26 protein-coding genes are annotated in these 26,299 nt (G+C 74.8%); 9 read left to right on the forward strand and 17 right to left on the reverse strand.

Going from position 1 to position 26,299, the window contains the following annotated elements:
- Window positions 1-20 precede the first annotated feature (20 nt).
- Window positions 21-1,490 carry a cardiolipin synthase gene (cls, locus tag KYT88_RS14650; RefSeq protein ID WP_043583899.1) on the forward strand — a complete coding sequence of 490 codons (1,470 nt, stop codon included), beginning with the start codon at window positions 21-23 and terminating at the stop codon, window positions 1,488-1,490.
- A gap of 27 nt (window positions 1,491-1,517) precedes the next feature.
- Here cls and KYT88_RS14655 read toward each other — a convergent pair whose 3' ends face one another.
- The 5 genes from KYT88_RS14655 to ubiE all read right to left on the reverse strand — a co-directional run bounded on the left by KYT88_RS14655 (window position 1,518) and on the right by ubiE (window position 6,284).
- Window positions 1,518-2,006 (reverse strand): MarR family winged helix-turn-helix transcriptional regulator, encoded by a 489-nt coding sequence (locus KYT88_RS14655; protein ID WP_043583898.1) that lies wholly within the window; start codon window positions 2,004-2,006, stop codon window positions 1,518-1,520.
- A 124-nt stretch (window positions 2,007-2,130) separates the two neighbouring features.
- Complete coding sequence (locus KYT88_RS14660) at window positions 2,131-2,832, reverse strand: prepilin peptidase (RefSeq protein WP_043583896.1); 702 nt, start codon at window positions 2,830-2,832, stop codon at window positions 2,131-2,133.
- Window positions 2,833-2,978: 146 nt separating this feature from the next.
- Window positions 2,979-4,349: an FAD-dependent oxidoreductase gene (locus KYT88_RS14665; RefSeq protein WP_043583895.1), complete on the reverse strand. Its 1,371-nt coding sequence runs from the start codon at window positions 4,347-4,349 to the stop codon at window positions 2,979-2,981.
- Between the two features lie 91 nt (window positions 4,350-4,440).
- Window positions 4,441-5,514, reverse strand: coding sequence for a polyprenyl synthetase family protein (locus tag KYT88_RS14670; RefSeq protein WP_043583894.1), 1,074 nt, complete (start codon window positions 5,512-5,514; stop codon window positions 4,441-4,443).
- A gap of 35 nt (window positions 5,515-5,549) precedes the next feature.
- The gene (gene ubiE / locus KYT88_RS14675; RefSeq protein ID WP_043583892.1) at window positions 5,550-6,284 is read right to left on the reverse strand and encodes a bifunctional demethylmenaquinone methyltransferase/2-methoxy-6-polyprenyl-1,4-benzoquinol methylase UbiE; all 735 of its coding nucleotides are present in this window, start codon (window positions 6,282-6,284) and stop codon (window positions 5,550-5,552) included.
- A gap of 160 nt (window positions 6,285-6,444) precedes the next feature.
- Here ubiE and KYT88_RS14680 point away from each other — a divergent pair, with 160 nt between their 5' ends.
- Window positions 6,445-7,719: an isochorismate synthase gene (locus tag KYT88_RS14680; RefSeq protein WP_043583890.1), complete on the forward strand. Its 1,275-nt coding sequence runs from the start codon at window positions 6,445-6,447 to the stop codon at window positions 7,717-7,719.
- On the opposite strand, the gene KYT88_RS14685 is transcribed toward KYT88_RS14680, so the two are convergent.
- Together KYT88_RS14685 and KYT88_RS14690 are read right to left on the reverse strand one after the other, a co-directional pair.
- A complete protein-coding gene (locus KYT88_RS14685) occupies window positions 7,716-9,032 on the reverse strand; it encodes an MFS transporter (protein WP_051629218.1) in 1,317 nt (438 codons plus the stop codon). The genes KYT88_RS14680 and KYT88_RS14685 overlap by 4 nt on opposite strands.
- The gene (locus KYT88_RS14690; protein ID WP_043583888.1) at window positions 9,029-9,586 is read right to left on the reverse strand and encodes an ArsR/SmtB family transcription factor; all 558 of its coding nucleotides are present in this window, start codon (window positions 9,584-9,586) and stop codon (window positions 9,029-9,031) included. The genes KYT88_RS14685 and KYT88_RS14690 overlap by 4 nt, the downstream gene beginning before the upstream one ends.
- A 98-nt stretch (window positions 9,587-9,684) precedes the next feature.
- Between KYT88_RS14690 and KYT88_RS14695 the strand changes: the two genes are divergently transcribed.
- Window positions 9,685-10,419: a tyrosine-protein phosphatase gene (locus tag KYT88_RS14695; protein ID WP_043583887.1), complete on the forward strand. Its 735-nt coding sequence runs from the start codon at window positions 9,685-9,687 to the stop codon at window positions 10,417-10,419.
- A 34-nt stretch (window positions 10,420-10,453) separates the two neighbouring features.
- Here the strand turns inward: KYT88_RS14695 and menD are convergent, their stop codons facing one another.
- Window positions 10,454-12,220 carry a 2-succinyl-5-enolpyruvyl-6-hydroxy-3-cyclohexene-1-carboxylic-acid synthase gene (menD, locus tag KYT88_RS14700; RefSeq protein ID WP_043583885.1) on the reverse strand — a complete coding sequence of 589 codons (1,767 nt, stop codon included), beginning with the start codon at window positions 12,218-12,220 and terminating at the stop codon, window positions 10,454-10,456.
- Between the two features lie 6 nt (window positions 12,221-12,226).
- Window positions 12,227-12,649 carry a PLD nuclease N-terminal domain-containing protein gene (locus KYT88_RS14705; RefSeq protein WP_043583883.1) on the reverse strand — a complete coding sequence of 141 codons (423 nt, stop codon included), beginning with the start codon at window positions 12,647-12,649 and terminating at the stop codon, window positions 12,227-12,229.
- Between the two features lie 139 nt (window positions 12,650-12,788).
- Between KYT88_RS14705 and KYT88_RS14710 the strand changes: the two genes are divergently transcribed.
- Both KYT88_RS14710 and KYT88_RS14715 read left to right on the forward strand, forming a co-directional pair.
- Window positions 12,789-13,169 carry a DUF4229 domain-containing protein gene (locus tag KYT88_RS14710; RefSeq protein WP_043583881.1) on the forward strand — a complete coding sequence of 127 codons (381 nt, stop codon included), beginning with the start codon at window positions 12,789-12,791 and terminating at the stop codon, window positions 13,167-13,169.
- Window positions 13,170-13,229: 60 nt separating this feature from the next.
- Window positions 13,230-13,517 carry a DUF1905 domain-containing protein gene (locus KYT88_RS14715; protein WP_043583879.1) on the forward strand — a complete coding sequence of 96 codons (288 nt, stop codon included), beginning with the start codon at window positions 13,230-13,232 and terminating at the stop codon, window positions 13,515-13,517.
- Between the two features lie 83 nt (window positions 13,518-13,600).
- Here the strand turns inward: KYT88_RS14715 and KYT88_RS14720 are convergent, their stop codons facing one another.
- The 5 genes from KYT88_RS14720 to KYT88_RS14740 form a co-directional block, all read right to left on the reverse strand.
- A complete protein-coding gene (locus KYT88_RS14720; RefSeq protein WP_043583877.1) occupies window positions 13,601-13,978 on the reverse strand; it encodes a hypothetical protein in 378 nt (125 codons plus the stop codon).
- A gap of 5 nt (window positions 13,979-13,983) precedes the next feature.
- On the reverse strand, window positions 13,984-14,967 hold the full coding sequence (locus tag KYT88_RS14725; protein WP_043583875.1) for a 1,4-dihydroxy-2-naphthoate polyprenyltransferase: 984 nt from the start codon (window positions 14,965-14,967) through the stop codon (window positions 13,984-13,986).
- A 60-nt stretch (window positions 14,968-15,027) separates the two neighbouring features.
- Window positions 15,028-15,780: a histidine phosphatase family protein gene (locus tag KYT88_RS14730; RefSeq protein ID WP_043583874.1), complete on the reverse strand. Its 753-nt coding sequence runs from the start codon at window positions 15,778-15,780 to the stop codon at window positions 15,028-15,030.
- Window positions 15,781-15,878: 98 nt separating this feature from the next.
- Entirely contained in the window at window positions 15,879-16,787 is a 909-nt protein-coding gene (locus KYT88_RS14735) for a serine hydrolase (protein WP_043583873.1), read from the reverse strand.
- 22 nt (window positions 16,788-16,809) lie between these two features.
- A complete protein-coding gene (locus tag KYT88_RS14740) occupies window positions 16,810-18,792 on the reverse strand; it encodes a M13 family metallopeptidase (protein ID WP_043583872.1) in 1,983 nt (660 codons plus the stop codon).
- 92 nt (window positions 18,793-18,884) lie between these two features.
- On the opposite strand from KYT88_RS14740, the gene KYT88_RS14745 reads away from it, so the two are divergent.
- The 4 genes from KYT88_RS14745 (at window position 18,885) to KYT88_RS14760 (ending at window position 22,427) form a co-directional block, all read left to right on the forward strand.
- Window positions 18,885-19,082, forward strand: a complete 198-nt coding sequence (locus KYT88_RS14745; RefSeq protein WP_043583871.1) for a helix-turn-helix transcriptional regulator — start codon at window positions 18,885-18,887, stop codon at window positions 19,080-19,082.
- On the forward strand, window positions 19,066-19,467 hold the full coding sequence (locus tag KYT88_RS14750) for a hypothetical protein (protein WP_043583869.1): 402 nt from the start codon (window positions 19,066-19,068) through the stop codon (window positions 19,465-19,467). The genes KYT88_RS14745 and KYT88_RS14750 overlap by 17 nt, the downstream gene beginning before the upstream one ends.
- Window positions 19,468-19,574: 107 nt before the next feature.
- Complete coding sequence (locus KYT88_RS14755; protein WP_043583866.1) at window positions 19,575-20,858, forward strand: uracil-xanthine permease family protein; 1,284 nt, start codon at window positions 19,575-19,577, stop codon at window positions 20,856-20,858.
- Between the two features lie 186 nt (window positions 20,859-21,044).
- Window positions 21,045-22,427, forward strand: coding sequence for a DUF2029 domain-containing protein (locus KYT88_RS14760; RefSeq protein ID WP_051629217.1), 1,383 nt, complete (start codon window positions 21,045-21,047; stop codon window positions 22,425-22,427).
- Here the strand turns inward: KYT88_RS14760 and atzF are convergent.
- From atzF to KYT88_RS14775, 3 genes are read right to left on the reverse strand one after another with little or no spacing between them, the layout of a single operon-like run.
- Window positions 22,406-24,175: an allophanate hydrolase gene (gene atzF, locus KYT88_RS14765; RefSeq protein WP_081840893.1), complete on the reverse strand. Its 1,770-nt coding sequence runs from the start codon at window positions 24,173-24,175 to the stop codon at window positions 22,406-22,408. The genes KYT88_RS14760 and atzF overlap by 22 nt on opposite strands.
- A complete protein-coding gene (gene biuH, locus KYT88_RS14770; RefSeq protein ID WP_081840892.1) occupies window positions 24,172-24,903 on the reverse strand; it encodes a biuret amidohydrolase in 732 nt (243 codons plus the stop codon). Before biuH ends, atzF begins: the two co-directional genes overlap by 4 nt.
- Window positions 24,900-26,276, reverse strand: a complete 1,377-nt coding sequence (locus KYT88_RS14775) for a purine-cytosine permease family protein (RefSeq protein WP_043583864.1) — start codon at window positions 26,274-26,276, stop codon at window positions 24,900-24,902. The genes biuH and KYT88_RS14775 overlap by 4 nt, the downstream gene beginning before the upstream one ends.
- Window positions 26,277-26,299 lie beyond the last annotated feature (23 nt).

Genomic DNA, 26,299 nt, shown 5'->3' on the forward strand with positions numbered 1-26,299 from the left:
CGGCGGATAGACTCCGGCTGATGGACCCCTCGATGACCACCCTCGTCCTCGCGGGGCTCGCGGTCGTCGTCGACTTCATCGTGCGCGTGGTGGCCCTGCTGGTCATCCCCCGGAATCGCCGGCCGTCCACCGCCATGGCGTGGCTGATGGCGATCTTCTTCCTGCCGTACATCGGCATCTTCCTGTTCCTCCTCATCGGCTCCACCCGACTGCCGAAGCGGCGCCGGGAGAAGCAGCAGGAGATCAACCGGTTCATCATCGAGTCGACCGAGGGCATCGAGCGCGTCACGCGCGAGCACTCGTGGCCGTCGTGGCTCGACTCGGTCGTGGAGCTCAACCGCACGCTCGGCTCCATGCCGCTCGTGGGCGGCAACCGGGCGAAGCTCTACAGCCACTACGACGAGTCCATCGCCGCCATGACCGCGGAGGTCGAGAAGGCGACGCGCTACGTGCACGTCGAGTTCTACATCCTCGCGTGGGACGTCACGAGCGCCCCCTTCTTCGACGCGCTCGAGCGCGCGGTGCAGCGCGGCGTCACCGTGCGGGTGCTGCTCGACCACATCGCGTCGCTGCGCGCGCCCGGCTACAAGCGCACCACGCGCAAGCTCACGGCGATCGGCGCGGACTGGCACCTCATGCTCCCCGTGCAGCCGCTGCGCGGGCGCTACCAGCGGCCGGACCTCCGCAACCACCGCAAGGTGCTCGTGGTCGACGGCCGCGTGGGCTTCATGGGATCGCAGAACATGGTGCACCGCAGCTACAACAAGGTCGTCAACCGCAAGCGCGGCCTCAAGTGGCAGGACCTCATGACGCGGCTCGAGGGCCCCATCGTCAGCGGTCTCAACGCGATCTTCATCACCGACTGGTACGCGGAGACCGACCAGCTGCTCGTGCGCGAGACCGAGCCGATCGAGATCGCGGCGTCCGACGACGACGAGGAGCTCGACTGCCAGGTCGTGCCGTCCGGCCCCGGGTTCCCCGGCGAGAACAACCTGCGCCTGTTCAACGCGCTGCTGTACTACGCGCAGGAGCGGATCGTCATCACGTCGCCGTACTTCGTGCCCGACGACTCGATGCGGTACGCGATCACGACCGCGGTGCAGCGCGGGCTCTCGGTGGAGCTCTTCGTGAGCGAGATCGGCGACCAGCCCGTGGTCTACCACGCGCAGCGCTCGTACTACGAGGAGCTGCTGAACGCGGGCGTGCGGATCTGGATGTACCGGGCCCCGTACATCCTGCACAGCAAGCACTTCACGATCGACGACGACGTGGCGGTCATCGGATCCAGCAACATGGACATGCGCTCGTTCAGCCTCAACATGGAGGTCTCGCTGATGGTGCGCGGCCCCGGCTTCGTGCGCGAGATGCGGCGGGTCGAGGACGGCTACCGCGAGCGCAGCCGCGAGCTGACCCTCGAGGAGTGGAGCAGGCGCACTCGCTGGAGCACCGTGCTCGACAACCTCGCGCGGCTGACCTCGGGCGTGCAGTAGCCGCGAGGTCCGCGCGCGGGATGCGCGTCAGTCGCGGTCGGCGGCGGATGCGTCCGGGTGGTCGTGCCCCTGGTCCTGCTCGTGCGGGGTGGCACGGTCGAGGACGTCCTGCAGCAGGTCGCGGAGCGCGGAGTCACCCGCGTCGTCGCCGGCGATGTCGCGGCGGACCTGGTCGCCCACGCGCCAGATCACGGGCAGCATGTCTCGCCCCGCGTCCGTGAGGCCGACGGACAGGCGACGCTCGTCCGTCATGTCGCGGAACCGGGTCACGTACCCGAAGACCTCCAGGCGCTTGAGCAGCGGCGAGAGCGTGCCCGGGGTGAGGTGCAGCTTCTCCGCCAGGTCGACGACGGCCTGCGGCTCCTCCTCGTCGAGGGCCAGCAGCACGAGGTACTGCGGGTGCGTCAGGTTGAGCGGCTGCAGCAGCGGCCGGTAGAGCGAGACCACCGCGCGCGAGGCGGCGGCCAGGAGCACGCCGGTCTCGTCCTGCAGCAGTGTGAGCGATCTCTGTGCCATGTTCTTTTCCTCTGGCTCGTCAGTACGTCGATGCCGGGGTCTTGGACACTTCCTCCACCGTACGCCTGCGGACGCGCGAGGGTCTCGGCGCACAGGCGATCATCGGCCGGGGTCGCGTGCGCGCTCAGGCGAGCGTACGGGGAACGGCCGCCACCAGGAGCGCGCCCAGCACGAGCCACGGGCCGAACGGCACGGCGGTCGACGCCCGAGCGCGTCCCGCGACGAGCAGGGCGGTCGCCGCGACGCCGCCGAGGAGCGTGCCCACGGCGAGGCCCAGCGCGACCTGCGCGGGCCCGACCTGCCCGAGCGCCAGCCCGATGACGCCCGCCAGCTTGACGTCGCCCGTGCCGAGGCCGCCGCCGGTGGCCGCCTGCAGGAGCGCGAGCACCAGGACGGCGCCCGCGCCGCACGCCGCGGCCTGGAGCAGGACGCCGGATCCGCCCGTGACCAGCGCGAGGGACGCGGCGGCGACGGCCGCGGGAGCGGTGGCGCGGTCCGGCAGGCGGTGCGCGGCGAGATCAGCGAGCACCAGCACCGGGCCCACGATCACGAGGAGGAGCGCCACGGGGACCCGCGCGGGCGGCGTCTCCGCCACGACCAGGGCCGCGAGCGCACCGGTGACCAGCGCGGCGACGACCGCGGCCGTGCGGCCGAGGCCGGGGACCGGATCCAGCGGGCGGGCGTCGAGTCCGTCGGGGCGCCGGCCTCCCACGAGGGCGACGCGGGCGAGCGCCGGTGAACAGGCGCCGACGGCGGCGCCGGCGAGCCCGGCCGCGGCGAGGAGGGCAGGCGCGACGGAGAGGGCGGGCGCGGCGGCGGGGATCACGCGGCGACCCTAGGGGCTGCGGACCGCCGGGCGGGCGCAGGTTCGAGCGGCTGGGGACGGACGACGGACGGGCGCCCGCGGGAGGACCGCGGGCGCCCGACGGCGTCGATCAGGTGGTGCGTCGCGCGCGGGTCAGCGCGCGCGGATCACACGGACTGCCGCGGCCGCGACGCCTCGAGCATCTCGTCGCGCTCGACCACCTTGATGCGGGCGCGGCCGTGCGGCTGCCCCAGGGCGATCTCGTGCTCGTCGAGCGCGTGCCAGCCGGCGAGGTCGGTGTGCTCGATGCCGCGCTCGGCGAGGAGGTCGACGATCGCCTGCTCCTCGGGCGCCTCGGGGGTCCACCAGTCGCCCTGGTCGTTGAGCACGTGCGAGATGGTCTCCATGGCGTCGGACTTGGTGTGCCCGATGAGGCCGATGGGGCCGCGCTTGATCCAGCCCGTGGCGTAGACGCCGGGGATGCGGTTGTTGTCCTCGTCGAGGACCTGGCCCTCGTGGTTCGGGATGACGCCGCGGCGCTCGTCGAACGGGATCCCGTCGACCGGCGAGCCGAAGTACCCGACCGCGCGGTAGATCGCCTGCACGGGCACGTCGCGGAACTCGCCCGTGCCCTCGACGCCGCCGAGGCCGTCGGGACGCGTGCGCTCGATGCGCAGGGCCGCGACGCGGGGCTCGGCGTCGTCGGACGCGAGCACCTCCGCGGGACGCGAGTAGAAGTGCAGGTGGAGGCGGCGGGACGCGGATCCGGTCTCGCGCGTGCGCCACTTCTCGAGCACCCGGCTGATGACCATGACCTGCTTGTTGGTCTTCGCGGCCTCCTCGGCGGCGGGGTCCACGCCGAAGTCCTCGTCGTAGACGATCACGTCGACGTCCGGCACCTCGCCGAGCTCGCGGAGCTCGAGGGGCGTGAACTTCACCTGCGCGGGTCCGCGGCGGCCGAAGACGTGCACGTCGGTGACGGGCGAGTGCTTGAGCCCCGTGTAGACGTTGTCGGGGATCTCGGTGGGGAGCAGGTCGTCCGCGTGCTTGGCGAGCATGCGCGCCACGTCGAGCGCCACGTTGCCATTGCCGATGACGGCGACCTCGCGGGCGTCGAGCGGCCAGTCGCGCGGGAAGTCCGGGTGGCCGTCGAACCAGTTGACGAAGTCGGCCGCGCCGTAGGAGCCCGGCAGGTCGATGCCGGGGATGTCGAGCTCGGCGTCGCGGATCGCGCCCGTGGAGAAGATGACCGCGTTGTAGTGCTTCTGCAGGTCCTCCAACGTGATGTCGCGGCCGTAGTCGACGTTGCCGAAGATGCGGATGTCGCCGCGGTCGAGCACGTCGCGCAGCGCGCCGATGATGCCCTTGATGCGCGGGTGGTCGGGCGCGACGCCGTAGCGGACCAGGCCGTAGGGCGCGGGGAGTCGCTCGAAGAGGTCGATGGAGACGTCGAACTGCTTCTCGGCCTTCAGGATGATGTCGGCCGCGTAGATGCCCGCGGGCCCTGCGCCCACGATGGCCAGCCTGAGCTTGGTCACTGGTGTCTCCGGTTCGTCGTCGTCCCCGTGCCGGCCGTGCGGGGGCGTGGTGGTGCGGATCCCCGCGAGAGCCGGCGGGGACGAGCGGCAGCTAGCGCGTGCGCTCGACGATGGTGTCGGCGAAGCGCGTGAGCGCCTTCCTGACCGGGCCCTCCGGGAGCGGCGCGAGCGCGTCGACCGCCTCGGCGGCCCAGCGGTGCGCCTCCGCGATGGTGCGGGCCGTGACCTCGTGGTCGCGCAGCTCGGCGATGGCGGCCGTGAGGTCGGCCTCGGACTCGGGCGTCTCCTCGTGCGCGACGTCGCGCTGGATCCGGGCGAGCAGCGACGCCGCGGCGGCGTCCGTCTCCGCGAGCCGGCGCAGGTAGAGGAGGGGGAGGGTCGCGACGCCGGCGCGGAGGTCGGTGCCGGCGAGCTTGCCGGTCTCCTCGGGCTGGTCGGCGAGGTCGAGCACGTCGTCGACGAGCTGGAAGGCGACGCCGGTGCGCTCGCCGAACGCCAGCACGGCCGACTCGAGCTCGGGATCCGCGCCGGAGTAGATGACGCCCATCTGCGCGGCGCACGCGATGAGGGAGCCGGTCTTGTCGGCGAGGACGTCGAGGTAGTGCTCGATCGGATCCTGCTCGTCACGCGGGCCGATGGTCTCGTGCAGCTGCCCGAGGACGAGGCGCTCGAAGGTGGCGGCCTGCAGGCGGATGGCGCGCGGGCCGAGGTCGGCGACGATCTTGCTGGCACGCGCGAAGAGGAGGTCGCCCGCGAGGATCGCGACGGAGTTGCCCCACACGGCCTGCGCGCTCGGGACGCCGCGGCGCATGTCCGCCTCGTCCATGACGTCGTCGTGGTACAGCGAGGCGAGGTGCGTGATCTCGATGGCGACCGCCGCGTCCACCACCTGCTGCGTGTTCCCCTCGCCGAGCTGCGCGATGAGGAGCGCGAGCATCGGGCGCACGCGCTTGCCGCCCGCGTCGAGCAGGTAGCGCGTGGTGACGTCGGCCACGTCGTCGGCGAACCGGACCTCGCGGAGCAGCTGCTCCTCGACGAGCGCGAGCCCGTCGTCGATGCTGCGCGCCATGCGACGGTCGTCCGAGGACGAGAAGAGGCGCTCGGTGAGGCTGGCGTGCGAGGCGACGGAGGTGCCGCGGCGGGCGAGCGGGATGCTCGGACTCATGTTCGGCGTCCTTGTCTGTGGGGGTTCACGCGCGGTCAGGACGCGGCGGGACGGGGAACGGCGTGACGGCCGGCGGGCTTGACGCCGCGGTGCAGCGCCACGATCCCCGCAGTGAGGTTACGGTGCTCGACCGACGCGAATCCAGCCTCGCGGAGCCACGACGACAGCGTCTCCTGGTCGGGCCAGGCCTGGATCGACTCGTTGAGGTACTCGTACGCGCTGGCGTTGGAGCTCACGAGCTTCACGAGCGACGGTGCGACGGCCTTCATGTAGAGGTCGTAGCCGCGGCGCACGAGCGGCACGGGCGGGGTGCTGAACTCGCAGATGACGATGCGGCCGCCGGGCTTGAGCACGCGGAGCAGCTCGTCGAGGCCCTTGCGCGGCTCGACCACGTTGCGGAGGCCGAAGGAGATGGTGACGGCGTCGAACGAGTCGTCGTCGAAGGGCAGGTCGGTGGCGTCGGCGTGCACGAACTCGACCCGCTCGTTTCCGGCGAGACGGCGGCGGCCGACCTCGAGCATGCCCTCGGAGAAGTCGGCTGCGACCACGTGGGCGCCGGACGCGGCGAGCGCGGCGCTCGAGGTGCCGGTGCCGGCGGCCAGGTCGAGGATGCGCTCCCCCGCGACGGGGGCGACGGCTCGCGTGGTGGCGACGCGCCAGAGCTGGTCGTTCCCTACCGAGAGGAGGGTGTTCGTGCGGTCGTAGGCGCTCGAGACCTCGTCGAACATGGCCGACACCTGGCCGGGCTTCTTGCTGAGGTCTGCTCGCATCACGCGGTCAGTCTATTCGGGCGCGCTGGGCACGCGGTGGGCGGCGGCCGGATGCCCAGGGGCCCATCAGAGGACGGGGGCGGCGGGCGGGCGCGGCGCCCGCGCGCGGGGTCGGCGGGCACCCGGGGAGGCCCGGATCCCCGGCGGTAGGCTGGCATCCGTGACCGCATCCCGCGTCCGAGCGCTCCTCGTCGACACCACCCCCGTCGACTCCATCGCCCGGCTCGTCCCCCTCCTCGACGCCCGGCACCCGCTCCTGTGGCTCCGGCACGGATCCGGGATGGGCGGCATCGGCGAGGCCCTCCGGCTCGAGTTCCGCGGGCCCGACCGCGTGCGGGACGCCGCCGCCGCGTGGCGCGAGGTGGCCGCGGCCGCGACCGTGACGGATCCGCTCGGGATCCCCGGCACGGGTCTCATCGCGTTCGGCGCCTTCGCCTTCGCCGACGACTCGGACGCCGCCAGCGTGCTCATCGTGCCGCGCATCGTGGTCGGGCGGCGGGAGGGGGTGTCGTGGGTCACGCGGATCCGGCTCGCCGACCAGGAGGACGGCGACGTCGCCTCCCCCCTCGACGCCCTGGCCGCGGGTGCCGTCCCCGTGCCCGAGCGCTCCGGCGCCGAGTACCGGCTGCACCTGCGCCCCGGGTCCATGGGCCCCGACGACTACGAGACGGCCGTCGCGCGGGCCGTCGCCGCGATCGCGGCGGGCGACGTGGAGAAGGTCGTGCTCGCGCGCGACCTCGTCGGCCGGCTCCCCCTCGGCGGCGACCTGCGGCTCGCGCTCAGCCGCTTCGCGCTCGGCTACCCGGACTGCTGGACCTACGCGGTCGACGGCCTGATCGGCGCGAGCCCCGAGACGCTCGTGCGCGTCGGCGGCGGCACGGTCGGCGCGCGCGTGCTCGCGGGCACCGTCTCGCGCGGCACGGACGCGCGCGCCGACGCCGCCGCGGCCGCCGGCCTCGCCGCATCCCGCAAGGACAACGAGGAGCACGCGTTCGCGCGCGACAGCGTGCTCGACGCGCTCCGCCCGCACAGCCGCGACCTCTCCACCACGGACGCGCCCTTCACGCTCAAGCTGCCGAACCTGTGGCACCTGGCGAGCGACGTCACGGGCACGCTCGGCGACGGATCCTCGTCGCTCGACCTCGTGGGCGCGCTGCACCCGACGGCCGCGGTCGCCGGGCACCCGACGGCCGCCGCGCTGACGCTCATCGCCGAGCTCGAGCCCGCCGACCGGGGGCGCTACGCCGGGCCGGTCGGCTGGGTCGCGGCCGACGGCGACGGCGAGTGGGCCATCGCGCTGCGCGGCGCCCAGGTGGATCCGTCGGGCGCCATCGTCGCGCACGCGGGCGCCGGCATCGTCGCGGGATCCGACCCCGAGCGCGAGCGCGCCGAGACGGCCATGAAGTTCCGGCCGGTCGTGGAGGCGCTGGGCTAGGAACCGGTCCCGGCGGCCGGCGCCTCCGCCTCCGCCCGCTCCGCCGTGCCGCGTCGCAGCAGCGCCGGCGCCGCGATGCCTGCCACGACGAGCGCCGCGACCGCGCCGACCCCGATGCCGGCCAGCGGGCCCGCCGCGTCCACCACCGCGCCAACCGCGGCCGCCGCGAGCGCGACCCCGGTGTTGACGGCCGTGTTGACCCACGCCGATGCCTCGGTGCGCACCGACGGCTCCGTCTGCGCGTCGGCGAGGAGGTAGCCCGTGACCATCGCGGGGGCGAGGAACAGCCCGACGGGGACGAGCGCGGCGGCGAGCAGGAGGAGGGCGAGGGAGTCAGGCGCGGCGGGGACGCGGGACGCGACCGCCGCGAGCACGGCCGTCGCGGCGAGCATCGCGGCCACGAGGACGACCAGGCGGACCCGCGCCGGTGCCCGCCACGCGCGCGTCCCGTACGCGAGCCCGCCGACCGCGCTGCCCGCGGCGAACGCGGCGAGCAGCGGACCCGCGAGCGCCGTGCTGCCCGCGCGCTCGGCCAGCGCCGCGACGGCGACCTCGACGGATCCGAGCACCGCGCCGACCCCGAGCAGCGTCACGAGCAGGGGGATCACGAGCGGCTGGCGGAGCGGATCCGCGGAGCGGCGACGCGCGCGCACGTCTCCCGTCGGCTGGTCCAGCAGCGGGGCCGGCCGCGCGCCCTGCGCCCGGGACAGGCGCGACGACGTCATGCCCAGAGTGCCGATGACGCTCGCGGCGGCCGACGCGAGCACGGCGACCTCGGGATCCGCGACCGCCACGAGCGCCGCCACGACGAGCGGCCCGACGGTGAAGACGACCTCCTCCCCCACGGCGTCGAGGCTGTAGGCGCGCGTCCGCATCCGAGGGTCGGGCACGAGCGCCGCCCAGACGACGCGCATGGCTGCGCCGAGCGGCGGCATCGCGAGGCCGGCGAGCGCGGCCGTCACCACGACGACCCCCACGGGCGCGCCGATGCGGACCACCGCGAGCACCCCCACGAGCCCGGCCGCGTGGGCGACCGCGAGCGCCACGAGCACGGGACGCTGGCCGTGCGCGTCCACGAGCCGTGCGCGGACGGGCGACGCGAGGACGTTGGCGAGGCCGAGCGCCCCGGTCGCGAGGCCGGCCGCCGCGAAGGACCCGGTGCCCGCCTGGACGAGGAGCAGCAGCGCGAGCGCGACCATCGCGAACGAGAGGCGGCCGAGCATCGCCGGGAGGAAGACGCGGAGCGCGCCGGGCAGCGCCAGCACGGCGAGGTAGCCGGTGCGGGCGGGCGGCGGCGTGCGGGTGGCGGTCACGCCGACGCCCGATCCGCGGACTCGGGCGCCGGCGCGGGCGCCCTCATCGCGAACAGCGCGAGCGTCGCGCTCACCTGCACGTCGTCGTCGCCCGGGCGGCGGGCGGAGTCGTCGTGGAGCACGGTGCCGAGCTCGCGGGCCAGCTCCTGCACGCGGATCCACGTGCCGGTCGAGACCGTGAGCTCGGCGTCCGTGATCACCGGCCGCGTGCCCTCCGCATGCAGCGCGGCACGGCGGGTCAGCTCCGCCGTGAGCGCCGCGGCCAGGGGCGGCATGGCGCCACCGGTGAGCGCGTCGAGCCGCTCGCCGCTCGCGGGGACGTGCCGGTAGCGCCTGGCCGCTCCCCCGCGGATCCGCTCGACGCCCGCGTCCTCGAGCAGCCCGGCCTCCCGCAGGCGGCGCAGGTGGTAGCTGACGTTGGCCTGCGTCTCGCCCAGCTCGCGCGCGGCCTCGGAGGCGCTCACGGGCGACCGCGTGCAGAGCGACAGGAGGCGCAGGCGCAGCGGGTGGGCGATGACGCGGAGGTCGCGCAGGTCGGTCTCGTCGGCGGGCATGCGGCCATCGGACCACGCCCCGAACCCGACTGTCAAACGCCTGTTTGGGGGTCGGGAGGATGACGCGCCTGCGCCGACCGCCGTGGTCGACTCGGGCGATGACCGCATCCGACCGCGCCCTCCCGATCGACGGCCTCGTCAACGCCCGCGAACTCGGCGGCATCCGCCTCCGCTCCGGCGGCACGACACCCACCGGCGTCCTCGCCCGCTCCGAGGACGCCGACCTGATCACCGACACCGGGTGGGAGCGCCTGCGCGAGCTCGGCTACCGCACGGTGCTCGACCTCCGACAGCCCGCCGAGCGCGCCCGCGACACGCACCCCCGACCCGACTGGATCCACGTCGCGCACGTCGACCTCGACGGCCTCGACGACCACCCCGACTTCTGGGTGCCCTACTGGGACACCGGCCTCGTCGGCACGCCGCTCTACTACCTGCCTCACCTCGCCGCGCTGCCGGAGCGGGCCGGCGCCGCGCTCCGGGCGATCGCCCACGCCCCCGCGGGCGGGGTCCTCTTCCACTGCGGCGCCGGCCGCGACCGCACGGGCCTCGTCGCCCTGCTGCTGCTCCTCGCGGTGGGCGCCGAGCCGGACGACATCGTCGACGACTACCTGGAGAGCGTCCGCCTCGGGCGCGAGCGGTCGGCGAACCAGGGCCAGCCCGACCTGGAGCCGGCGATCGCGGACCTCCTCGCCGAGCGCGGCACCACGAGCGAGGCGGCGTTCCGGGAGGCGATGGCGGGGATCGACCTCGACGCGCTCGGCCACGCGGCGGGCCTCACCGGCTCGGAGCGCGAGATCCTGCGGACGTGGCGCGGCGCCGTCCCCGCCTGACCCGGCACGTGCGCGCCTCGGCGATCCGGATCCGCTACCGGACCAGCGGCACCTCGATGAGCAGCGGCGCCTCGGACGCGGTCGTGAGCGCCGCCTCCATCTCGCCGTGGGTCGCGGCACGCAGGTACGTCCAGCCGTAGGCCTTCGCGAGGCTCGCGAGATCCACCCGCTGGGGCGTGAACATGACGCGGTCGATGGCGGCGGGCGCGGCCGTGCGCGACACCTCGAGGCCGTCGAAGATGGTGCCGCCGCCGTCGTTGCCGACGATGACCTGGATCCGCGGCACCCGCTCGCCCGTGCCGATGAGCAGCGAGCCGACGTCGTGCAGGAGCGTGAGGTCGCCGACGAGCACGCGCGTGATCCCGGCGGCCGCGCTCCCGGATCCGGCCTGCGAGGCGAGCGCGATGCCGAGGCCGGTGGAGATCGTGCCGTCGATGCCGGCGAGCCCGCGGTTGGCGTGCACGCGCACGCGCTTGCCGGGGAGCGCGCGGTCGGCCTCGCGGATGAGGCGCGATGCCCCGAGCACGAGCCGGTCGTGCGGCCAGGTGGCCTGCCAGAGCGCGCGCACGAGGTGGCGGCGGGTGACCTCGGCGCGCACGGCGGCGAGCTCGGCGCGCGCGAACTCGCGGCGCTCGGCGGGCGTGGTGCCGGAGGGCAGGAGCGGCGCGGCCTCCGCTGCGGTCGCCTCGTCGAGGATCGCGCGGCTCGCCTGCACCCACGTGCCGGTCCAGCGGCGGGCCTCGGCGGGATCCTCGGGCTCGCCGACGACGCGCACGGCGGCCGGGTGGGCGGTGACGTGGTGGCGCGGGTCATAGTCCTCGCCGCCGGTGGATCCGACGACGATCGCCTCCACGTCCTCCCGCCCGACGAGCAGCGGGACCTCGCGGGTGAGGGTGGGGTGGCCGAACACGATGACGCGGTCGACGCGGTCGCCGAAGCCGGGGCGCGCGAGCAGCTCGCGGAAGGAGACGACGAGGTTCGGGCCGAAGTGGGATCCGCTCGAGATCTCGGCGGCGAGCGGCCAGCCGCCGGCGCGCGCGAGCTCCTCGGCGGCCTCGCCCGCGGCGTGGCCGGCGACGACGAGCGTGCGCGGGCCGTGCGGGAGGTCGAGGACGTCGGCGGCGGGGGGGCCGGCGGGCTCACGCGCGGCGGCGGCCTCGGCATCGGCAGCGGCGCGCGCCTCCGCGACGGCCTCCGTCAGGTCCGGCACCGCGACGGACAGCGGATCCCGGAACGCCACGTTCACGTGCATGGGCGTCCGCTCGTCGCGGGCCCGGCGGTACGCGTCGCGCGCGAGGCGCGCGTCCTGCGCGAGGTCGTCGTCGGTCTCCTCGGGCGCGGGCACGTCGATGCAAGCGACACGGTCGCCGAACATCCCGGGCTGCCGGGTGGTCTGGTTGCTCGCGATGCCGCGGAGCTCCGCCGGGCGGTCACCCGTGAGCAGCAGCATCGGCACGCCCGAGTGCCAGCCCTCGAGCACGGCCGGGTGCAGGTTCGCGACGGCCGTCCCCGACGTCGTGATGACGGGCGCCGGACGTCCGGACTCGACGCCGAGGCCGAGCGCGAGGAAGCCGGCCGCCCGCTCGTCGATGCGCACGTGCAGTCGCACGCCGTCGACGCGCTCCAGCTCGGCGGCGACGAGCGCGAGCGCCTGGGAGCGGGATCCGGGGCACAGGACGACGTCGGTGACGCCCTCGGCGACGAGCGCCAGGAGCATCGCGAGCGCGCGGTCCGTGGAGGGGTTGCCCGTGCGGGGCGAGGGGGAGGTCGGGCGGGCGGGGCGGGACTCGGTCGAGGTCACCGGCGGTCAGGCGTCCCGGCGGCCAGGCGCCCGGTCGTCGTCGTCGCGGTTCGGGCGGGTGGGGCCGCCCGTGGCGCCGGGCTGCTGCGGCTCGTCGGGACCCGTGCCGTCGCTGTCGAGGTCCGCGAGCTCCTGCTCCAGGCGGCGGATCCGCTCCTCCTCCGACCGCGTGCGGCCGAGGCCGGAGAGGAAGTCGGGGTCGTCGTCCGGACCGAGGCGACGGCCGGATGCGCGGGCGAGGTCGGTGCGGTCCTTGCCGATTGCGAGCCACAGGACGCCGCCGATGACGGGCACCAGGACGACCACCGCGATCCACGCGGGCTTGGGGAGGCCGCGCATGCGGGTCCGCGGCGTCAGGGAGGTGTCCACGATGACGAAGACCGTGAAGAACACGATCACGACGGCGAGACCGATCAACAGGCGGGGCATCTCCCGATGGTAGCTCCGCAACCGGGGAGGACGCCGGGCGTCCAGCGAGCGGGAAGGGGGCGGCGGCCGGGCCTCGGCTGGACGGCGGCGGCCTGTGCAGGGGAGGGGCCCGCCCAGGCGACCGACCTATGCTGACCCGGTGAGTTCCCGTCGCTACTGGCTCGTCTACACCGTCGTCCGCATCCTCCTGTTCGCCGTCCCGTTCGGGCTGGTGGTCGCCGTGAGCCCGGACTTCTGGCCGCTCGCCGCGGTCGTCGGCGCCGTGGTGTCGTTCTGCGGGTCGTACATCTTCCTGCGGAAGCAGCGCGAGGCCATGGCGGCGGATCTCGCGGCCATCGCGGCCGGCCGCAAGGCGCCCGTCGAGGACGACGACTCCGAGGACGCGGCGGTCGACGCCGCCGAGCGCAGGGCCCGGGCTGCGGGTGCCGCCGACGTCGCGACCGGCCTCGCCGGCACCGCGCCCGGCGCCGACACCGCCGCCTCCGCCCCGCGCGCCGACGGCGAGGCCGAGCGCAGCTGACGCGGACCGCGCATCCCGGTAGCCTGCCCAGACCAGCAGGACGTCGAGGAGGGATCGCCCATGAGCTCCGTCGCAGGACCCCTCGTCCTCGTCTTCACGGCCGCCATCGGCGTGCTCGTGAAGGGCGACCTCTGGCCGTGCGTCGAGGTCCCCGGCTCGGTGGCGCTCCTCGGGACGGGGAAGGCCGTGAAGGTGACGGCGACCGTCGACGGCGAGCCGATCACGGCGGGACTCCTGCCCACCGGCACCGGCGGGCACATGCTCTCGATCAGCGCCAAGCTGCGGAAGCGGCTGGGAAAGGACCTGGGCGACCGGGTCGAGGTCCGGATCACCGAGCGCCTGACCTGACCACCCCGTCGTCCCGTGCCGGTCGCCGTCGCCGCCGGGCGCGGGCGCCGACGGCGAGGCCGAGCGCAGCTGAACCGCGCGCGTCAGTCCGGGTCCGCGGGTCCGTCGCGCTCGATCGGCACGTAGGCGACCCACCGGCCGCCGGTCTCCGGAGCCGTGTCGCGCACAGCGGGCGGGGTCGTGCCCGTCGACGGCGTGAGGCGCCCGCCGTCGAGCACGAGGTACCGCTCGCCCGGTCGCGCCTCGGCTACCGCCCGGGAGACGTGGGCAGCGAGTGCGGCGGCCGCCCGCTCGGGATCCTCCGCCCAGCGCTCCGCCCACCACGCGCGGAGCGCCGCGTCGACCACGAGCACCGCCCGTCGATGCGCGCCCTCCCGCTCGCGGATCGCGAGGAGCCGCGGATCGTCGGTCGGCCACGTCTCGTGATCGGCGTCGAGCGCCGCGACGAGGGCGGGATCCATGGCGCTCAGAACGCGAACGCCGCCCCGAGGCCCAGGCCGAACGTGAGCGCGGCCATGCTCGTGAGCTGGAGCGAGAGGATCAGCTCCTTGGGCGTGCGGCCGGTGCACGCGATGATCGCGGCCGGCAGCGCCAGCACGAGCGTGAACAGCACGAGCAGCGCCTTCGGGTAGAAGAGGAAGAAGAACACCACGACGCCGTAGGCGATCGCGATCTCGATGCAGTAGACGATCCGCGAGCCGCGCGGGCCGAGCCGCACCGCGAGCGTGCGCTTGCCGACCTTGCCATCCTGCTCGATGTCGCGGATGTTGTTGACCATGAGCACGGCGCACGCGAATCCGCCGGCCGCGACGCCGCCCAGCCAGCCCTCGCCCGTGATCATGCCGATGAGGATGAACTGCGTGCCCGCGGTCGCGACCAGGCCGAAGAACACGAACACGACGACGTCGCCGAGGCCCGCGTAGCCGTAGGGGCGCTTCCCGCCGGTGTAGAAGTAGGCCGCGACGATGGCGACGGCGCCGACCGCGAGCAGCCACCAGTGGCCGGTGATGAGCACGATGGCGAGGCCCGCGACCGCGGCCAGGCCGAAGAACGTGAGCGCCACGGCGAGCACGGTGCGGGGCTTCGCGGCGCCGGATCCGGTGAGGCGGGCGGGGCCGACGCGCACGTCGTCGGTGCCGCGGACGCCGTCGGAGTAGTCGTTGGCGTAGTTCACGCCGATCTGCAGCAGCACCGCGACCGCGAGGCAGAGGAGCGCGAGGCCGAGGGAGACGCCCTCGTCGGGGCCGAGCGCGCGGGCCGCTCCCGCGCCGATCGCGACGGGGGCGACGGCGAGCGGGAGGGTGCGGATGCGCGCGCCGGAGATCCAGTCCCGCGCGGTGGCCTTCCGCACCTTCGCCGGGTTGCCGGAGCGGGCCTTCGCGGGCGATCCCGGACGGGTGCGGGCTGCGGACGAGGGGGCCGGCCGGGTGCGCTTCTTCTTCTGTGCCACGAGGGGCGATCCTACGCGCCGCCCGTCAGGCGTCGGGCCCGCCGTCACGACGGCTACCGGCTACCGGCTGCCGCCCACGGGCGACGGCGCCCAGCCGTCCGCCGGGCAGTTCCAGCGCATGATCGCGTGGCGGCCGTGCTCGAAGCCCAGCTCGCTGAGCGTGGAGGTCGAGAGGGTGAGGATCCCGCCGGCCTCCGCGGGCAGGCCGACCCACGCCACGGCGAGCGCGCGGATCACGTGCGCGTGCGCGACGAGGAGCACGTCCTGGCCGGACTCGAGCACGGGCAGCACGCGCTCGAGCACCTGGAGCACGCGGTCGCGGACCTGCTGGGACGTCTCGCCGGGGGTGTCGCCCGCGGGGACGCCGTCGGTCCAGAGGTCCCAGTGGCCGCGCTCGGACTGGATGTCGGCGGTGGTGCGGCCCTCGTAGGCGCCGTAGTCGAACTCGACGAGCCGGTCGTCGACCTCGGCCTGGTCGCCGTAGCCGATGAGCTCGGCCGTGCGCTGCGCGCGCGAGCGGGGGCTGGCGAGCACGAGGCCGAACTCGGTGCCCGCGAGCACGCCGCCGACCGCGCGGGCCTGCTCCTCGCCGGTCTCCGTGAGGGGGATGTCGGTCGTGCCGGTGTGGCGCCCGTTGACGCTCCACTCGGTCTGGCCGTGGCGCACCATGACGATGCGGCCGCGGACCTTCTCCTGCCACTCCGGGGTGCCGGGGATCTCGGCGCGCGCTATGGCCGCATCCACCTCCGCGTACATCGGCGCGACGTCGTCGCGGGCGAGGCGCTTGGCGGTGGCGGGGTTCATGCCGGTCATGGCGGGGGTCTCCTCCGTCGCCCGGGAGGGGTGGCGGGCGACATCCGACTCTACGCCCGGGCGGATCCACGACCGGTGGGCGGCGGGACCCGCGCGGCTCAGTGCACGTGCTCCAGCAGGTCGAACCCGACCACGCCCAGGGCGTCGCGGACGGCCAGGCGGGCGCGGAGGTCGGCGTCGTCGAAGTGGACCATGACGGCGTACGCGACCGCGCCGCGCGGCCCGCGGAGCACGCCCGCCTCCGCGCGCACGCCCGCGTCGACGCCCGTGCAGTCGACGAGCGCCATGCCGTGCTCGCCGCCGCGGCCCACGGGCGCGTCCAGCCCGAAGGACGCCGCGACCATCGAGCGGTCGGTGTTGAGCGCGAGCCAGCCGACCACGCGCGTGCTCGTCTCCTCGTCGACCACCTCGCCGTGCACGAGCGAGGCGAACAGCGACGCGAGCTCGCGGGCGGATCCCACGGAGAGCTGCGGGGCGTCGTCCGGCCCGCGGGTGCCGCGCGCCACGTCGAGGAGCGCCGTGCGACGGAGGCCGAGCGACTCGGCGCGCGTGCGGACGGCGTCGAGGCCGACGAGCCCGAGGAGCGCGTTGGTGGCGGCCGCGTCGCCCGTCGCGCCGACGAGCGAGGCCAGGTCGGTGACGGGCAGCGACGGGACCACGAGGTGGCGCCAGAGGCCCGCGGTGCCGCCCTCGTCGTCCGGCCGGCGATCCACGAGGTGCAGCGGCGAGAGGTCGCCCGAGGTCATGCGCGCGGAGAGCTCGACGAGGAGCAGCACGCGGCCGAGGCCCGCGGCGGGCAGGGCGACGTGGTCGTCGACCGCGAGCACGACCTCGCCGGAGTCGAGGTCGGTCGCGCGGGCCGCGACCCGCATGCCGTCGAGGGCGAGTCCGCCGAGCGCGCGGAAGGCACTGCGGAAGCCGTCGGTCGGCTCCTGCCCCGCGTGGCGCGCGGGACCGCCCCCGGCGTGCCGGGAGCGGCGTCGCGGATCCTCGCCGGTCGCGCTCATCGCCCGCTCATCGCCGGGCGCGTCACCAGATGGTGACGCGGGCCTCCTCGTCGAGCCACAGGCCGTCGCCCGGCTGCACGCCGAACGTGTCGTAGAACGCGTCGATGTTGCGGACGATCTGGTTGCAGCGGAACTCGTTCGGCGCGTGGGGGTCGATGGCGAGCAGGCGCATCACCTCGGCGTCGCGGCCCTTCTGCTGCCAGGCCTGCGCCCAGGAGAGGAAGAACCGCTCGGCGCCCGTGAGCCCGTCGATCACGGGCGGCTCCGCGCCGTCGAGCGAGAGGAGGTACGCCTTCCACGCGATGGAGAGGCCGCCGAGGTCGCCGATGTTCTCGCCGATGGTGAGCGCGCCGTTCACGTGCGGGGCGTCGGCGCCCGAGAGCTGCGCCGGCACGAGCGCGTCGTACTGCTGGATGAGCGACGCGGTGCGCTCCTCGAACGCGGCGCGGTCGGCCGGCGTCCACCAGTCGGTGAGGCGTCCGTCGCCGTCGTAGCGCGAGCCCTGGTCGTCGAAGCCGTGGCCGATCTCGTGGCCGATGACCGCGCCGATCGCGCCGTAGTTCGCGGCCGGATCGCGCGCCTCGTCGAAGAACGGGAACTGCAGGATCGCGGCCGGGAACACGATCTCGTTGAAGCCGGGGTTGTAGTACGCGTTGATGGTCTGCGGCGTCATGAACCACTCGTCGCGATCCAGCGGGGCGCCGATCTTCGCGAGCTCGCGGCGGGTCTCGAAGCGGGCGGTCGCGCGCACGTTGCCGACGAGGTCGGTCGGGTCGATCTCGAGCGCGGAGTAGTCGCGCCACGTGTCGGGGAAGCCGATCTTCGGCGTGAACTTCTCGAGCTTCTCCAGCGCCCGGCCGCGGGTCTCCTCGGTCATCCACTCGAGGCCCGAGATGGAGTCGCGGTACGCCTGCACGAGGTGCCCGACGAGCACGTCCATCTCGGCCTTGGCGGTGGGCGAGAAGTGGCGCTCGACGTAGATCCGGCCGATCGCCTCGCCCATCGCGCCCTCGACCAGCGAGACGCCGCGCTTCCACCGCACGCGCTGCTCGGGCGCGCCCGTGAGCGTGCGGCCGTAGAAGTCGAAGGACGCCTCCGAGAAGGCCTTCGGCAGCAGGGCCGCGTTGGAGCGGACGACCTGCCAGGTGAGCCAGTCGCGGAGCGCGGGGACCTCGTCCGCGGTGAGCAGCGCGCCGAGCCCCTCGGCGAAGCTCGGCTCGCGCAGCACGACCTCGTCGAGCGCCGCGGCGGGGGCGTCGAGGGCGTCGCGCCAGATGTCCAGGTCGGCATCCGCGGCACCGGCGACCAGATCGCGGAGCCCGGCCCACGTGATGAGGTTGTAGGTGGCCTGGCTGTCGCGGGTGCGGACGTTGTCCCAGTGGGCGGCGGCGATGCGGGTCTCGAGGTCGAGGATCCGGTCGGCGCGGGCGGACGCGTCGTCGAGGCCGGCGAGGTCGAGCATGCGCTCGACGAACGCGCGGTACGCCGTGCGGATGTCCGCGTGGCCGTCCTCGCGGTAGTAGCTCTCGTCGGGCAGGCCGATGCCGCCCTGCTCGATCTGCACGACGTAGCGCTCGGGGTCGCCCGGGTCGTTGTCGACGAAGAGGCCGAGCAGGCCGCTCACGTTGGTCTGCTCGAGGGCTCCCAGCGTGCGCAGGAAGGACGGCACGTCGGTGACGGCGGCAGCGGCGTCGAGCTGGTCGCGGATCGGCTCGACGCCGAGGCGCTCGACGCGCTCCTCGTCCATGAAGCTGGTGAAGAGGTCGCCGGTCTTGCGCTCCTCGGTGCCGGGCTCGGCGTCGACGGCCTCCTCGATGATCACGCGGACGGCGTCCTCGGCCGCCTCGGCGAGCTGGTGGAACGAGCCCCAGCGCGCCTTGTCGTCGGGGATCTCGGTGCGGTCGAGCCAGCGCCCGTTCACGTGGAGGTAGAGGTCGTCCTGCGGGCGCACCCCCGCGTCCAGCTCGTCGGTGCGGATCCCGGTCGGAGGTGTCTCGGCGCTCATGGGCACGAGCCTAGGGGCGTCCGCCGGATCCGCGCCGGGAGAGATGACAAGCGCGCTTGACACCGCCCGGGTGTCAAGCTAGCTTGTCATCCATGCGCAGCGAGGTGAGGGGGCTCCGGACGGCGGCCGGGCTCTCCCAGCAGTCCCTCGCCGACGCGCTCGGCGTCTCCCGCCAGACGATCAACGCCATCGAGACCGGTCGCTACGACCCGTCGCTCGCGCTCGCCGTGAAGACGGCGCGCTTCTTCCACCGGACCGTCGAGGAGGTCTTCCATGTCGAAGACGACTGAACGCCGCGGGATCTCCCGCATCAACACCGTGATCGTGGCGGTGTTCGCGCTGGCCGCCCTCGTCGTGCTCGTGGCCGGGCACCCGGACTCCGCGGTGCTGCTCGGCGTGATCGCGGTCGTGTGGCTGCTGTCGTCCCTCACCTCCGCGCGACCCGAGGTCAGCGACGCGAGCCGCATCGAGGGGCTCGAGTACCGCGACGAGCGCGACCGGCAGCTCGCCCTGAAGGGGTTCGCCGCGGTGGGCGTGGCGGCCCTCGTCCTCTCGTTCGGCGCGTTCCTCGTCTCGCTCCTGGTGGACGGCATCGACAGGTGGCTCGCCGTGCAGATGATCGTGCTGTTCGTCGTGTGGGGCGTCGCCAACCGGATCGCGGTCCGCCGGGGCTGACCGGCCGATCGCGCCGGATCCGCCCCCGGAAACGCCACCGCAACACGGCGTCGGTACGCTCGCCGATCGGGGCGTCTCCCCACACACCCGCGCGAGAGCAGGCGATCATGGCCCGACAGATCTGGACCCTCCACGGCGACGGCAAGGCGGTCGCCACCTCCGCGGTCGTCGGCCCCGGCGAGCGCCTCACCTGGCCGCGCACGATCGGGCTCGGGATGCAGCACGTCGTCGCGATGTTCGGCGCGACCTTCCTCGTCCCCGCGCTCACGGGCTTCCCGCCCACGACCACGCTGTTCTTCTCCGGGCTCGGCACGATCCTCTTCCTCCTGATCACCAAGAACCGGCTGCCCAGCTACCTCGGGTCGTCGTTCGCGTTCCTCGCGCCGATCGGCGCGGCCAATGCGGCAACGGCCGCGGGCGGCGGCGGGATCGGGGCGGCGCTCGCGGGGATCGTCGCGGTCGGCGTGATGCTCGCGATCGTCGGCGGCATCGTGCAGCTCACGGGCACGGGCTGGATCGACGCGCTGCTGCCGCCCGTGGTGGCGGGCGCGATCGTGGCGCTCATCGGCTTCAACCTGGCGTCGGCCGCGCGGGACAACTTCGCGAAGGCGCCCGTGACGGCGACCATCACGCTCGCCGCCGTGATCCTCTCGACCGTGCTGTTCCGCGGGATCCTCGGCCGGCTCTCCATCGTGCTCGGCGTGGTCGTGGGCTACGTCGTGGCGGCGATCCGGGGCGAGATCGACTTCTCCAAGCTCGAGGCCGCCGCGTGGATCGGGCTGCCCGAGTTCCACGCGCCCGAGATCACGCCGCAGTTCTGGGCGCTGCTGCCCGCGTTCCTGCCCGTCGTGCTCGTGCTCGTCGCCGAGAACGTGGGCCACATCCGCGGCGTCGCCCAGATGACCGACGGGAGCGTGAACAGGCTGACCGGCCGCGCGCTCCTCGCCGACGGCCTCGCGACCGTGCTCGCGGGCCTCGGCGGCGGATCCGGCACCACGACCTACGGCGAGAACATCGGCGTGATGGCGGCCACCCGCGTCTACTCGACCGCCGCGTACTGGGTGGCGGGCGCGTTCGCCGTGCTGCTCGGACTCTCGCCCAAGGTCGGCGCGGTGATCGACACGATCCCGGCCGGCGTGCTCGGCGGCGTGACGACCGCGCTGTACGGCCTCATCGGGATCATCGGCGTGAAGATCTGGCTGGACAACAAGGTGGACTTCGCGAAGCCCGTCAACCAGCTCACCGCGGCGACCGCGCTCATCGTCGCGATCGCGCCCTTCACCTTCACGCTCGGCACCGTGACGTTCAACGGCATCGCGCTCGGCACCGTCGCGGCGATCGTCGTCTACCACGTGATGAGCACGGTCGCGCGGCTGCGCGGGACCGCCTGATCGCGTGGGCGGCCCCCCGCTCACGGCGGGCCGCCGTCCGCGTGTCCTAGCATCGCGGGTGCGCCGCCCGCCGGCCGGGCGTCCGCGAGCCGGGCTCCGGCCGCCGCGGGCCGCGTCCACGTCCGTCCCGACCGCAGGAGAACCACCCGACATGCACCCGCCTGCGCGCCGAGAGGGCGCCGCCCGGTGACCGCGGACGCGTCCCTCGCCGCGCACGCCGTCCGCCCGCCTGCGCGGGGGATCATGTCGCGGCCGTGGCTGGCGTTCGCGCTCTGCCACCTCTGGCTCATCACGCTCAACCTGATCGGCCCCACCTCGGCGCTCACCGACGTGACGGACGTCTACCGCGTCTGGATGCAGGAGGGGATGGCGGGCGGGGGCCGGGTGGGCGTCGACCTGCCGTGGGTGTACCCGATCCTCGCGGCCGTGCCCATGCTCATCTCGCTCGTCGGCGGCACCGCGTTCTACGGCACGGTGTGGCTCGCGCTGGTGACGATGCTCGACGCCGCCGCGTTCGCCCTGCTGCTCCGCATCCGCCGCGGGCGGGGCCTCGCTCCCGCCGCCTGGTGGCTCGGCTTCCTCGTCGCGCTCGGGCCCATCTCGCTCGGCCGGATCGACGCGGTCACCGTGCCCCTCGCCCTCGCCGGCCTGCTCGTGCTCGCGACCCGGCCCGCCCTGGCCTCCGCGCTCCTCACCGTCGGCGCCTGGGTCAAGGTGTGGCCGGCAGCGCTGCTGCTCACCGGCGTGATCGCCCGCCGCGGGCTCGCGCGCGGCACGGTCGTCGCCGCCGCGCTCGGCACCACGGCCGCCGTCGTCGCCGGATCCCTCACCCTCGGCAGCGGCGCGAACGTGCTGGGCTTCGTGGGCGAGCAGACCGGCCGCGGGCTGCAGGTCGAGTCGACCGCCGCGCTGTACCACCTGTGGCTCATCGTCGCGGGCGACGACCGGTACCGCGTGTACCACGACGAGGCCCTCATCACCTTCCAGGTGTCGGGCCCCGGGGTGGACGCCGTCGCGGCCGCGCTCACGCCGATCATGCTGGGCGTCGTGCTCGTCGTGACGCTGCTCGGGATCCGCGCCCACCACCGCGGCGCCTCCCCCGCCGCGCTGATCGGGCCGTTGTCGCTCGCGCTGGTGGCGGCGCTCATCGTGACGAACAAGGTCGGCTCGCCGCAGTACGTGTCGTGGTTCGCCGTGCCGATCATCGTGATGCTCGTGCACGACCGCCACGCGCCCGGCACGGCCCTCGCGGCGCGCCTGGGGCTGGTCGTGGCCGCGCTCACGCAGCTCGTGTTCCCGTACGCGTACCTGCTGCTCATCGACGTGGTCCCGGTGATGGTCGGGGTGATCACGCTGCGCGACCTCGGCGAGATCGCGCTCCTGGGCGTGGCCGTGATGCAGCTCGTGCGGCTGCGCGGCACGGCGGAGGACGGGCCCGCGCGGGTGCGGGCGGGACGCGCGGCGCGGGCCGCCGCGACGGCCCCCGCGACCGCAGCTCCCGCCGCCGCCGCGCACGAGATCAGCCCGTGGCGGTCGGCGCCCGCGGATCAGGAGCCCGGGACCGCCTGACCGCGGGACGCCAGGTACCGCATCCACCCGCCGTGCGCGCTGATGTCCGGCGCGTCGGCCGTGTCGGTGCAGAGGAACCCGACGGCCCACGTGCCGTCCTCGAGCTCCAGCGGCCCGAGGGCCATGGGTCGGACCATGCCGGCGAGGAACGCGGCGAGGCCGGCGCGGGTGAGGGTCCAGGCCTCGCCCGCGAGCGCGACGCCGTCGCCGTCGGGCGCCGGCGCGACGCCCGGTCGCGCGGGCTCGCCCGGGAGGTGCGCCATGCGGTACCCGGCGCTCGTGCGCACGTCGCGGGAGAAGCGCGCGCCGAGGTCGCTGAGCTGGCGGTGCAGGGGCTGCCCGCCCAGATGCGCGCCGAACACGACCACGTCGACCGCGTCGGTCGGCAGGAGGGCCGGACGCGCGGGGTCGCCGGTGATCCGGCCGGCGAGGTCGATCACGACCTGGTCGGCGAACGCGGGCGCGACGAGGCTGACGCCGAACGGGGATCCGTCCGCCTCCCCCGCGGGCACCGCGACGGCGCACAGGTCGAAGAGGTTCACGAAGTTCGTGTACGTGCCGAGGCGCGCGTTGACGGCGACCGGCTCGGCGGCGACCTCGGCGAGCGTCGGGTGCTCCGTGGTCGTCGGCAGCAGCAGCGCGTCGATCCCGCGACGGGCGCCGCCCGGGGCGTCGAACACCGCGCACGCGTCGACGCGCAGGCGCTCGAGCAGCGCGCGGTCCTCCACGAGCCGGTGCGCGGGGATCTCGAGGGCGGCGCGCACGATGCCGGCGACCGTGGGATCCAGGTCCGCCGCGTCCGCGAGCACGGACGGCCCCGCCGCCTCGCAGCGCTCGGCCACGAGCGCGCCCTCGTAGAGGAGGAGCGCGGCGCGGAGGAAGGGGCCGAGGTCGACGGTCTCGACGACGGCGCCCGAGGCGCGCATCCGCTCGACGGCCGCCGCGAACGCCGCCTGGGCGCCGGGCGAGAGGGGCGCGAGGTCGCGGTCGGCGGGAACGCCGATCACGGGCGCGCCGCGCGGCGCGAGGCGCGTGGTGGACGGCCAGTCGCGGCTCGCGGGATCCGCCGGGTCGGGCCCGACCATCACGGCGAGCGCGCGCTGCGCGGTCGCGAGGTCCGCGGCGAGCACGCTCACGGTGTCGTAGGAGCGGCAGGCGGGCACGACGCCCGTGGCGGGCACCAGGCCGAGCGTGGGCTTGATCCCGACGAGGCCGTGCAGCGCGGCGGGCACCCGGCCGGATCCCGCGGTGTCGGTGCCGAGCGCCACGTCGACGAGGCCGAGCGCGACGGCGACCGCCGAGCCGGAGCTGGATCCGCCCGAGATGCGGTAGGGCCGGGTCGCGTGCCGCACGGCCCCGTAGGGGCTGCGCGTGCCGACGAGACCGGTGGCGAACTGGTCGAGGTTGGTCTTGCCGAGCACGAGCGCGCCGGCCTCCCGGAGGCGCGCGACCGCGGGCGCGTCGGCCTCGGGCGCGGTGGCGGCGGACGGGCAGGCGGCGGTCGTGGGCATCCCGGCGACGTCGATGTTGTCCTTCACGGCCACGAGCCAGCCCGCGAGCGGCAGCGCACCCGCCGGCGCCCGGGCGATGCGGTCGTCGAGCTCGGCGGCGCGTTGCCGGGCCTCGGCCGGGTCGAGCAGCGTGATCCACACCTCGGGCCGGTCGACCTCCGCGATGCGCGCATAGGCGGCCGCCACGCGGTCGACGACGGACGCGGATCCCACGGGCGGCAGCGCGGTCGCGCTCACGAGGCGACCTCCGCCCCGGCGAGCGCCGCGAGCACGTCATCCGATGCGGCGACGGCGCCGAACACGCCGCCCTGCATCGTCACCATCCGCAGCGCCGCGTCGTGGTTCGCCGGATCGGTGGCGCCCGTGCAGTCGGACAGCACCAGGCACTCGTAGCCGCGGTCGTTGGCCTCGCGCATGGTCGTGGAGACGCACACGTCGGTGGTGATGCCCGTGAGGATCAGCCGGTCGATGCCGCGCGAGCGCAGCACCAGGTCGAGGTCGGTCGCGTAGAAGGCGCCCTTGCCGGGCTTGTCGATCACGGGCTCGCCCGGGAGCGGGGCCACCTCGGGGACGATCTCCCAGCCGGGTTCGCCGCGCACGAGGATCCGCCCGCACGGGCCGACGCTGCCGATCTCGGCGCCCGCGCGCTCCGACCGCCAGCGCTTGTTGGCGGGCAGGTCGGAGAGGTCGGGGCGGTGGCCCTCGCGGGTGTGGATCACGGTCATGCCGAGCGCGCGCACCCGCTCGAGCAGCCGGGCGGTGGGCGCGAGGCCGGCGCGCGTGAGCGCGAGGTCGTAGCCCATGCGGTCGACGTAGCCGCCGACTCCGCAGAAGTCGACCTGCCAGTCGATGCAGACCACGGCGGTGCGGGCGACGTCGACGGCGCCGTCGTAGGGCCAGGCGTAGGGATCGGCCGCGACGGACGTGGTGCCGGCGACCGGCAGGGCGGCGGGGGCGGCGCTCACGAGCGGGCCTCCCCCGCGTCGACGGCCGCGCCCAGCGGGGCGCGCACCCGCCCCGCGGCGTCGGCGACGACGAGGACGACCGCGCCGACGACCATGCCGACGACGGCCGTCGAGAGGAAGTCGGCGTACGCGTGCGCCACGAGCGCGACGACGGCGCCGACCGCCCAGCCCACGAAGGCGGGGGCACGCCAGGCGCCGCGGGCGACGACGGAGCCGGCCGCCGCGCGTCGGGGCGCGAGCAGCAGCTGGTCGACGATGAGCACGGCGCCGATGGGCGGCACGATCACGCCCAGCAGGTTCAGCCACACCTCGAAGTAGGTCCAGATGCCGGCGACCGCGAGGACGACGCCCACCGCGCCGAGCACCAGGGTCGTGCGGCGCATGCGCATGCCGGTGAGCTGGCTCCAGCCGACGGCGCCGTTGTAGAGGCAGTGCGCGCACACGGATCCGAGGTTCACGACCACGAACAGCACGGCGAGAGGCACGAGGGCACCGCCCTGCGCCACGAGGATCCCGAGGAAGTCGCCGCCCGCGGTGCCCGGGTCGGTCGCGCCGCCCAGCGCGACGACGAGGCCGCCGACCACCAGCGCGATCGCGTTGCCGAACGGGAAGGCCGCGAGGGTCGCGAGCACGGCCTGCCGGCCCGAGCGCGCCCAGCGCGTGAAGTCGGCGGTCATGGTGCCGGAGTCGGCGAAGAGCGCGACGACGAGGGTCACGGCCGCGCCGAAGCTGAGCGCGCCGGCTCCCGCCGCGGGCGCCGTCTGCAGCTCCGCGCCGCCCGGACGGGTCGCGACGATGACGACGGCGACCGCGCCGAGCACGAGGTAGAGGGGAGCGGCGACCACGCCGATCCAGGAGAGCGCGCGGATGCCGAGCAGCGTGACCGCGACGAAGAGGAGTCCGGCCACGAGCGTGGTGCCCGTCTGGTCCCAGCCGAGGCTGCCGTGCAGGGTGGATCCGGTGAGCCCGGTCTGGAACGCGAACCAGCCGATGACCACGGTGGCGAGGAAGCCCGCCGGCACGACGTACCCCTTCGCCCCGAACGTGCGCATCGCCATGAGCGCGAAGCTCTCGCCGCTGCGCCCGGCCAGGTAGCTGAGCGCGCCGACGTAGACCATGAGGACGAGCGTGCCGACCGCGATCGCGCCCATGCCCGGCCAGAAGCCGAGCGAGTGCACGACCAGGCCGCCGAAGACGGCGCAGGTGAGGATCATCGGGAAGCCGAGCCACACGGCGGCGACCGATGCGGTGCGGCGCCGCGCGTGGGGAGGCACGGGCTCCGACTCGTACTCGGAGAACGCGGGGCGGTCGGCGGGATCCGGGGCGGCGGGGTCGGCGTGGCGCGCGACCGGCGGGGCGGCGGGGTGCGACATGGGATCTCCTGGGGAGTCGGGTG

It is taken from the genome of Clavibacter sp. A6099 (assembly GCF_021919125.1).
In the GTDB taxonomy this organism is placed as follows: Bacteria; Actinomycetota; Actinomycetes; order Actinomycetales; family Microbacteriaceae; genus Clavibacter; species Clavibacter seminis.

Coding starts and splice junctions, on each gene's coding strand:
- KYT88_RS14705 (WP_043583883.1), bottom strand. CDS start 12,649: ATGCCCCGCCTGTTGATCGGTCTCGCCGTCGTGATCGTGTTCTTCACG.
- KYT88_RS14730 (WP_043583874.1), bottom strand. CDS start 15,780: ATGACCGGCATGAACCCCGCCACCGCCAAGCGCCTCGCCCGCGACGAC.
- KYT88_RS14735 (WP_043583873.1), bottom strand. CDS start 16,787: ATGAGCGCGACCGGCGAGGATCCGCGACGCCGCTCCCGGCACGCCGGG.
- KYT88_RS14655 (WP_043583898.1), bottom strand. CDS start 2,006: ATGGCACAGAGATCGCTCACACTGCTGCAGGACGAGACCGGCGTGCTC.
- KYT88_RS14720 (WP_043583877.1), bottom strand. CDS start 13,978: ATGGATCCCGCCCTCGTCGCGGCGCTCGACGCCGATCACGAGACGTGG.
- KYT88_RS14745 (WP_043583871.1), top strand. CDS start 18,885: ATGCGCAGCGAGGTGAGGGGGCTCCGGACGGCGGCCGGGCTCTCCCAG.
- KYT88_RS14695 (WP_043583887.1), top strand. CDS start 9,685: ATGACCGCATCCGACCGCGCCCTCCCGATCGACGGCCTCGTCAACGCC.
- KYT88_RS14750 (WP_043583869.1), top strand. CDS start 19,066: ATGTCGAAGACGACTGAACGCCGCGGGATCTCCCGCATCAACACCGTG.
- KYT88_RS14715 (WP_043583879.1), top strand. CDS start 13,230: ATGAGCTCCGTCGCAGGACCCCTCGTCCTCGTCTTCACGGCCGCCATC.
- cls (WP_043583899.1), top strand. CDS start 21: ATGGACCCCTCGATGACCACCCTCGTCCTCGCGGGGCTCGCGGTCGTC.
- KYT88_RS14775 (WP_043583864.1), bottom strand. CDS start 26,276: ATGTCGCACCCCGCCGCCCCGCCGGTCGCGCGCCACGCCGACCCCGCC.
- KYT88_RS14670 (WP_043583894.1), bottom strand. CDS start 5,514: ATGAGTCCGAGCATCCCGCTCGCCCGCCGCGGCACCTCCGTCGCCTCG.
- KYT88_RS14740 (WP_043583872.1), bottom strand. CDS start 18,792: ATGAGCGCCGAGACACCTCCGACCGGGATCCGCACCGACGAGCTGGAC.
- KYT88_RS14690 (WP_043583888.1), bottom strand. CDS start 9,586: ATGCCCGCCGACGAGACCGACCTGCGCGACCTCCGCGTCATCGCCCAC.
- KYT88_RS14755 (WP_043583866.1), top strand. CDS start 19,575: ATGGCCCGACAGATCTGGACCCTCCACGGCGACGGCAAGGCGGTCGCC.
- ubiE (WP_043583892.1), bottom strand. CDS start 6,284: ATGCGAGCAGACCTCAGCAAGAAGCCCGGCCAGGTGTCGGCCATGTTC.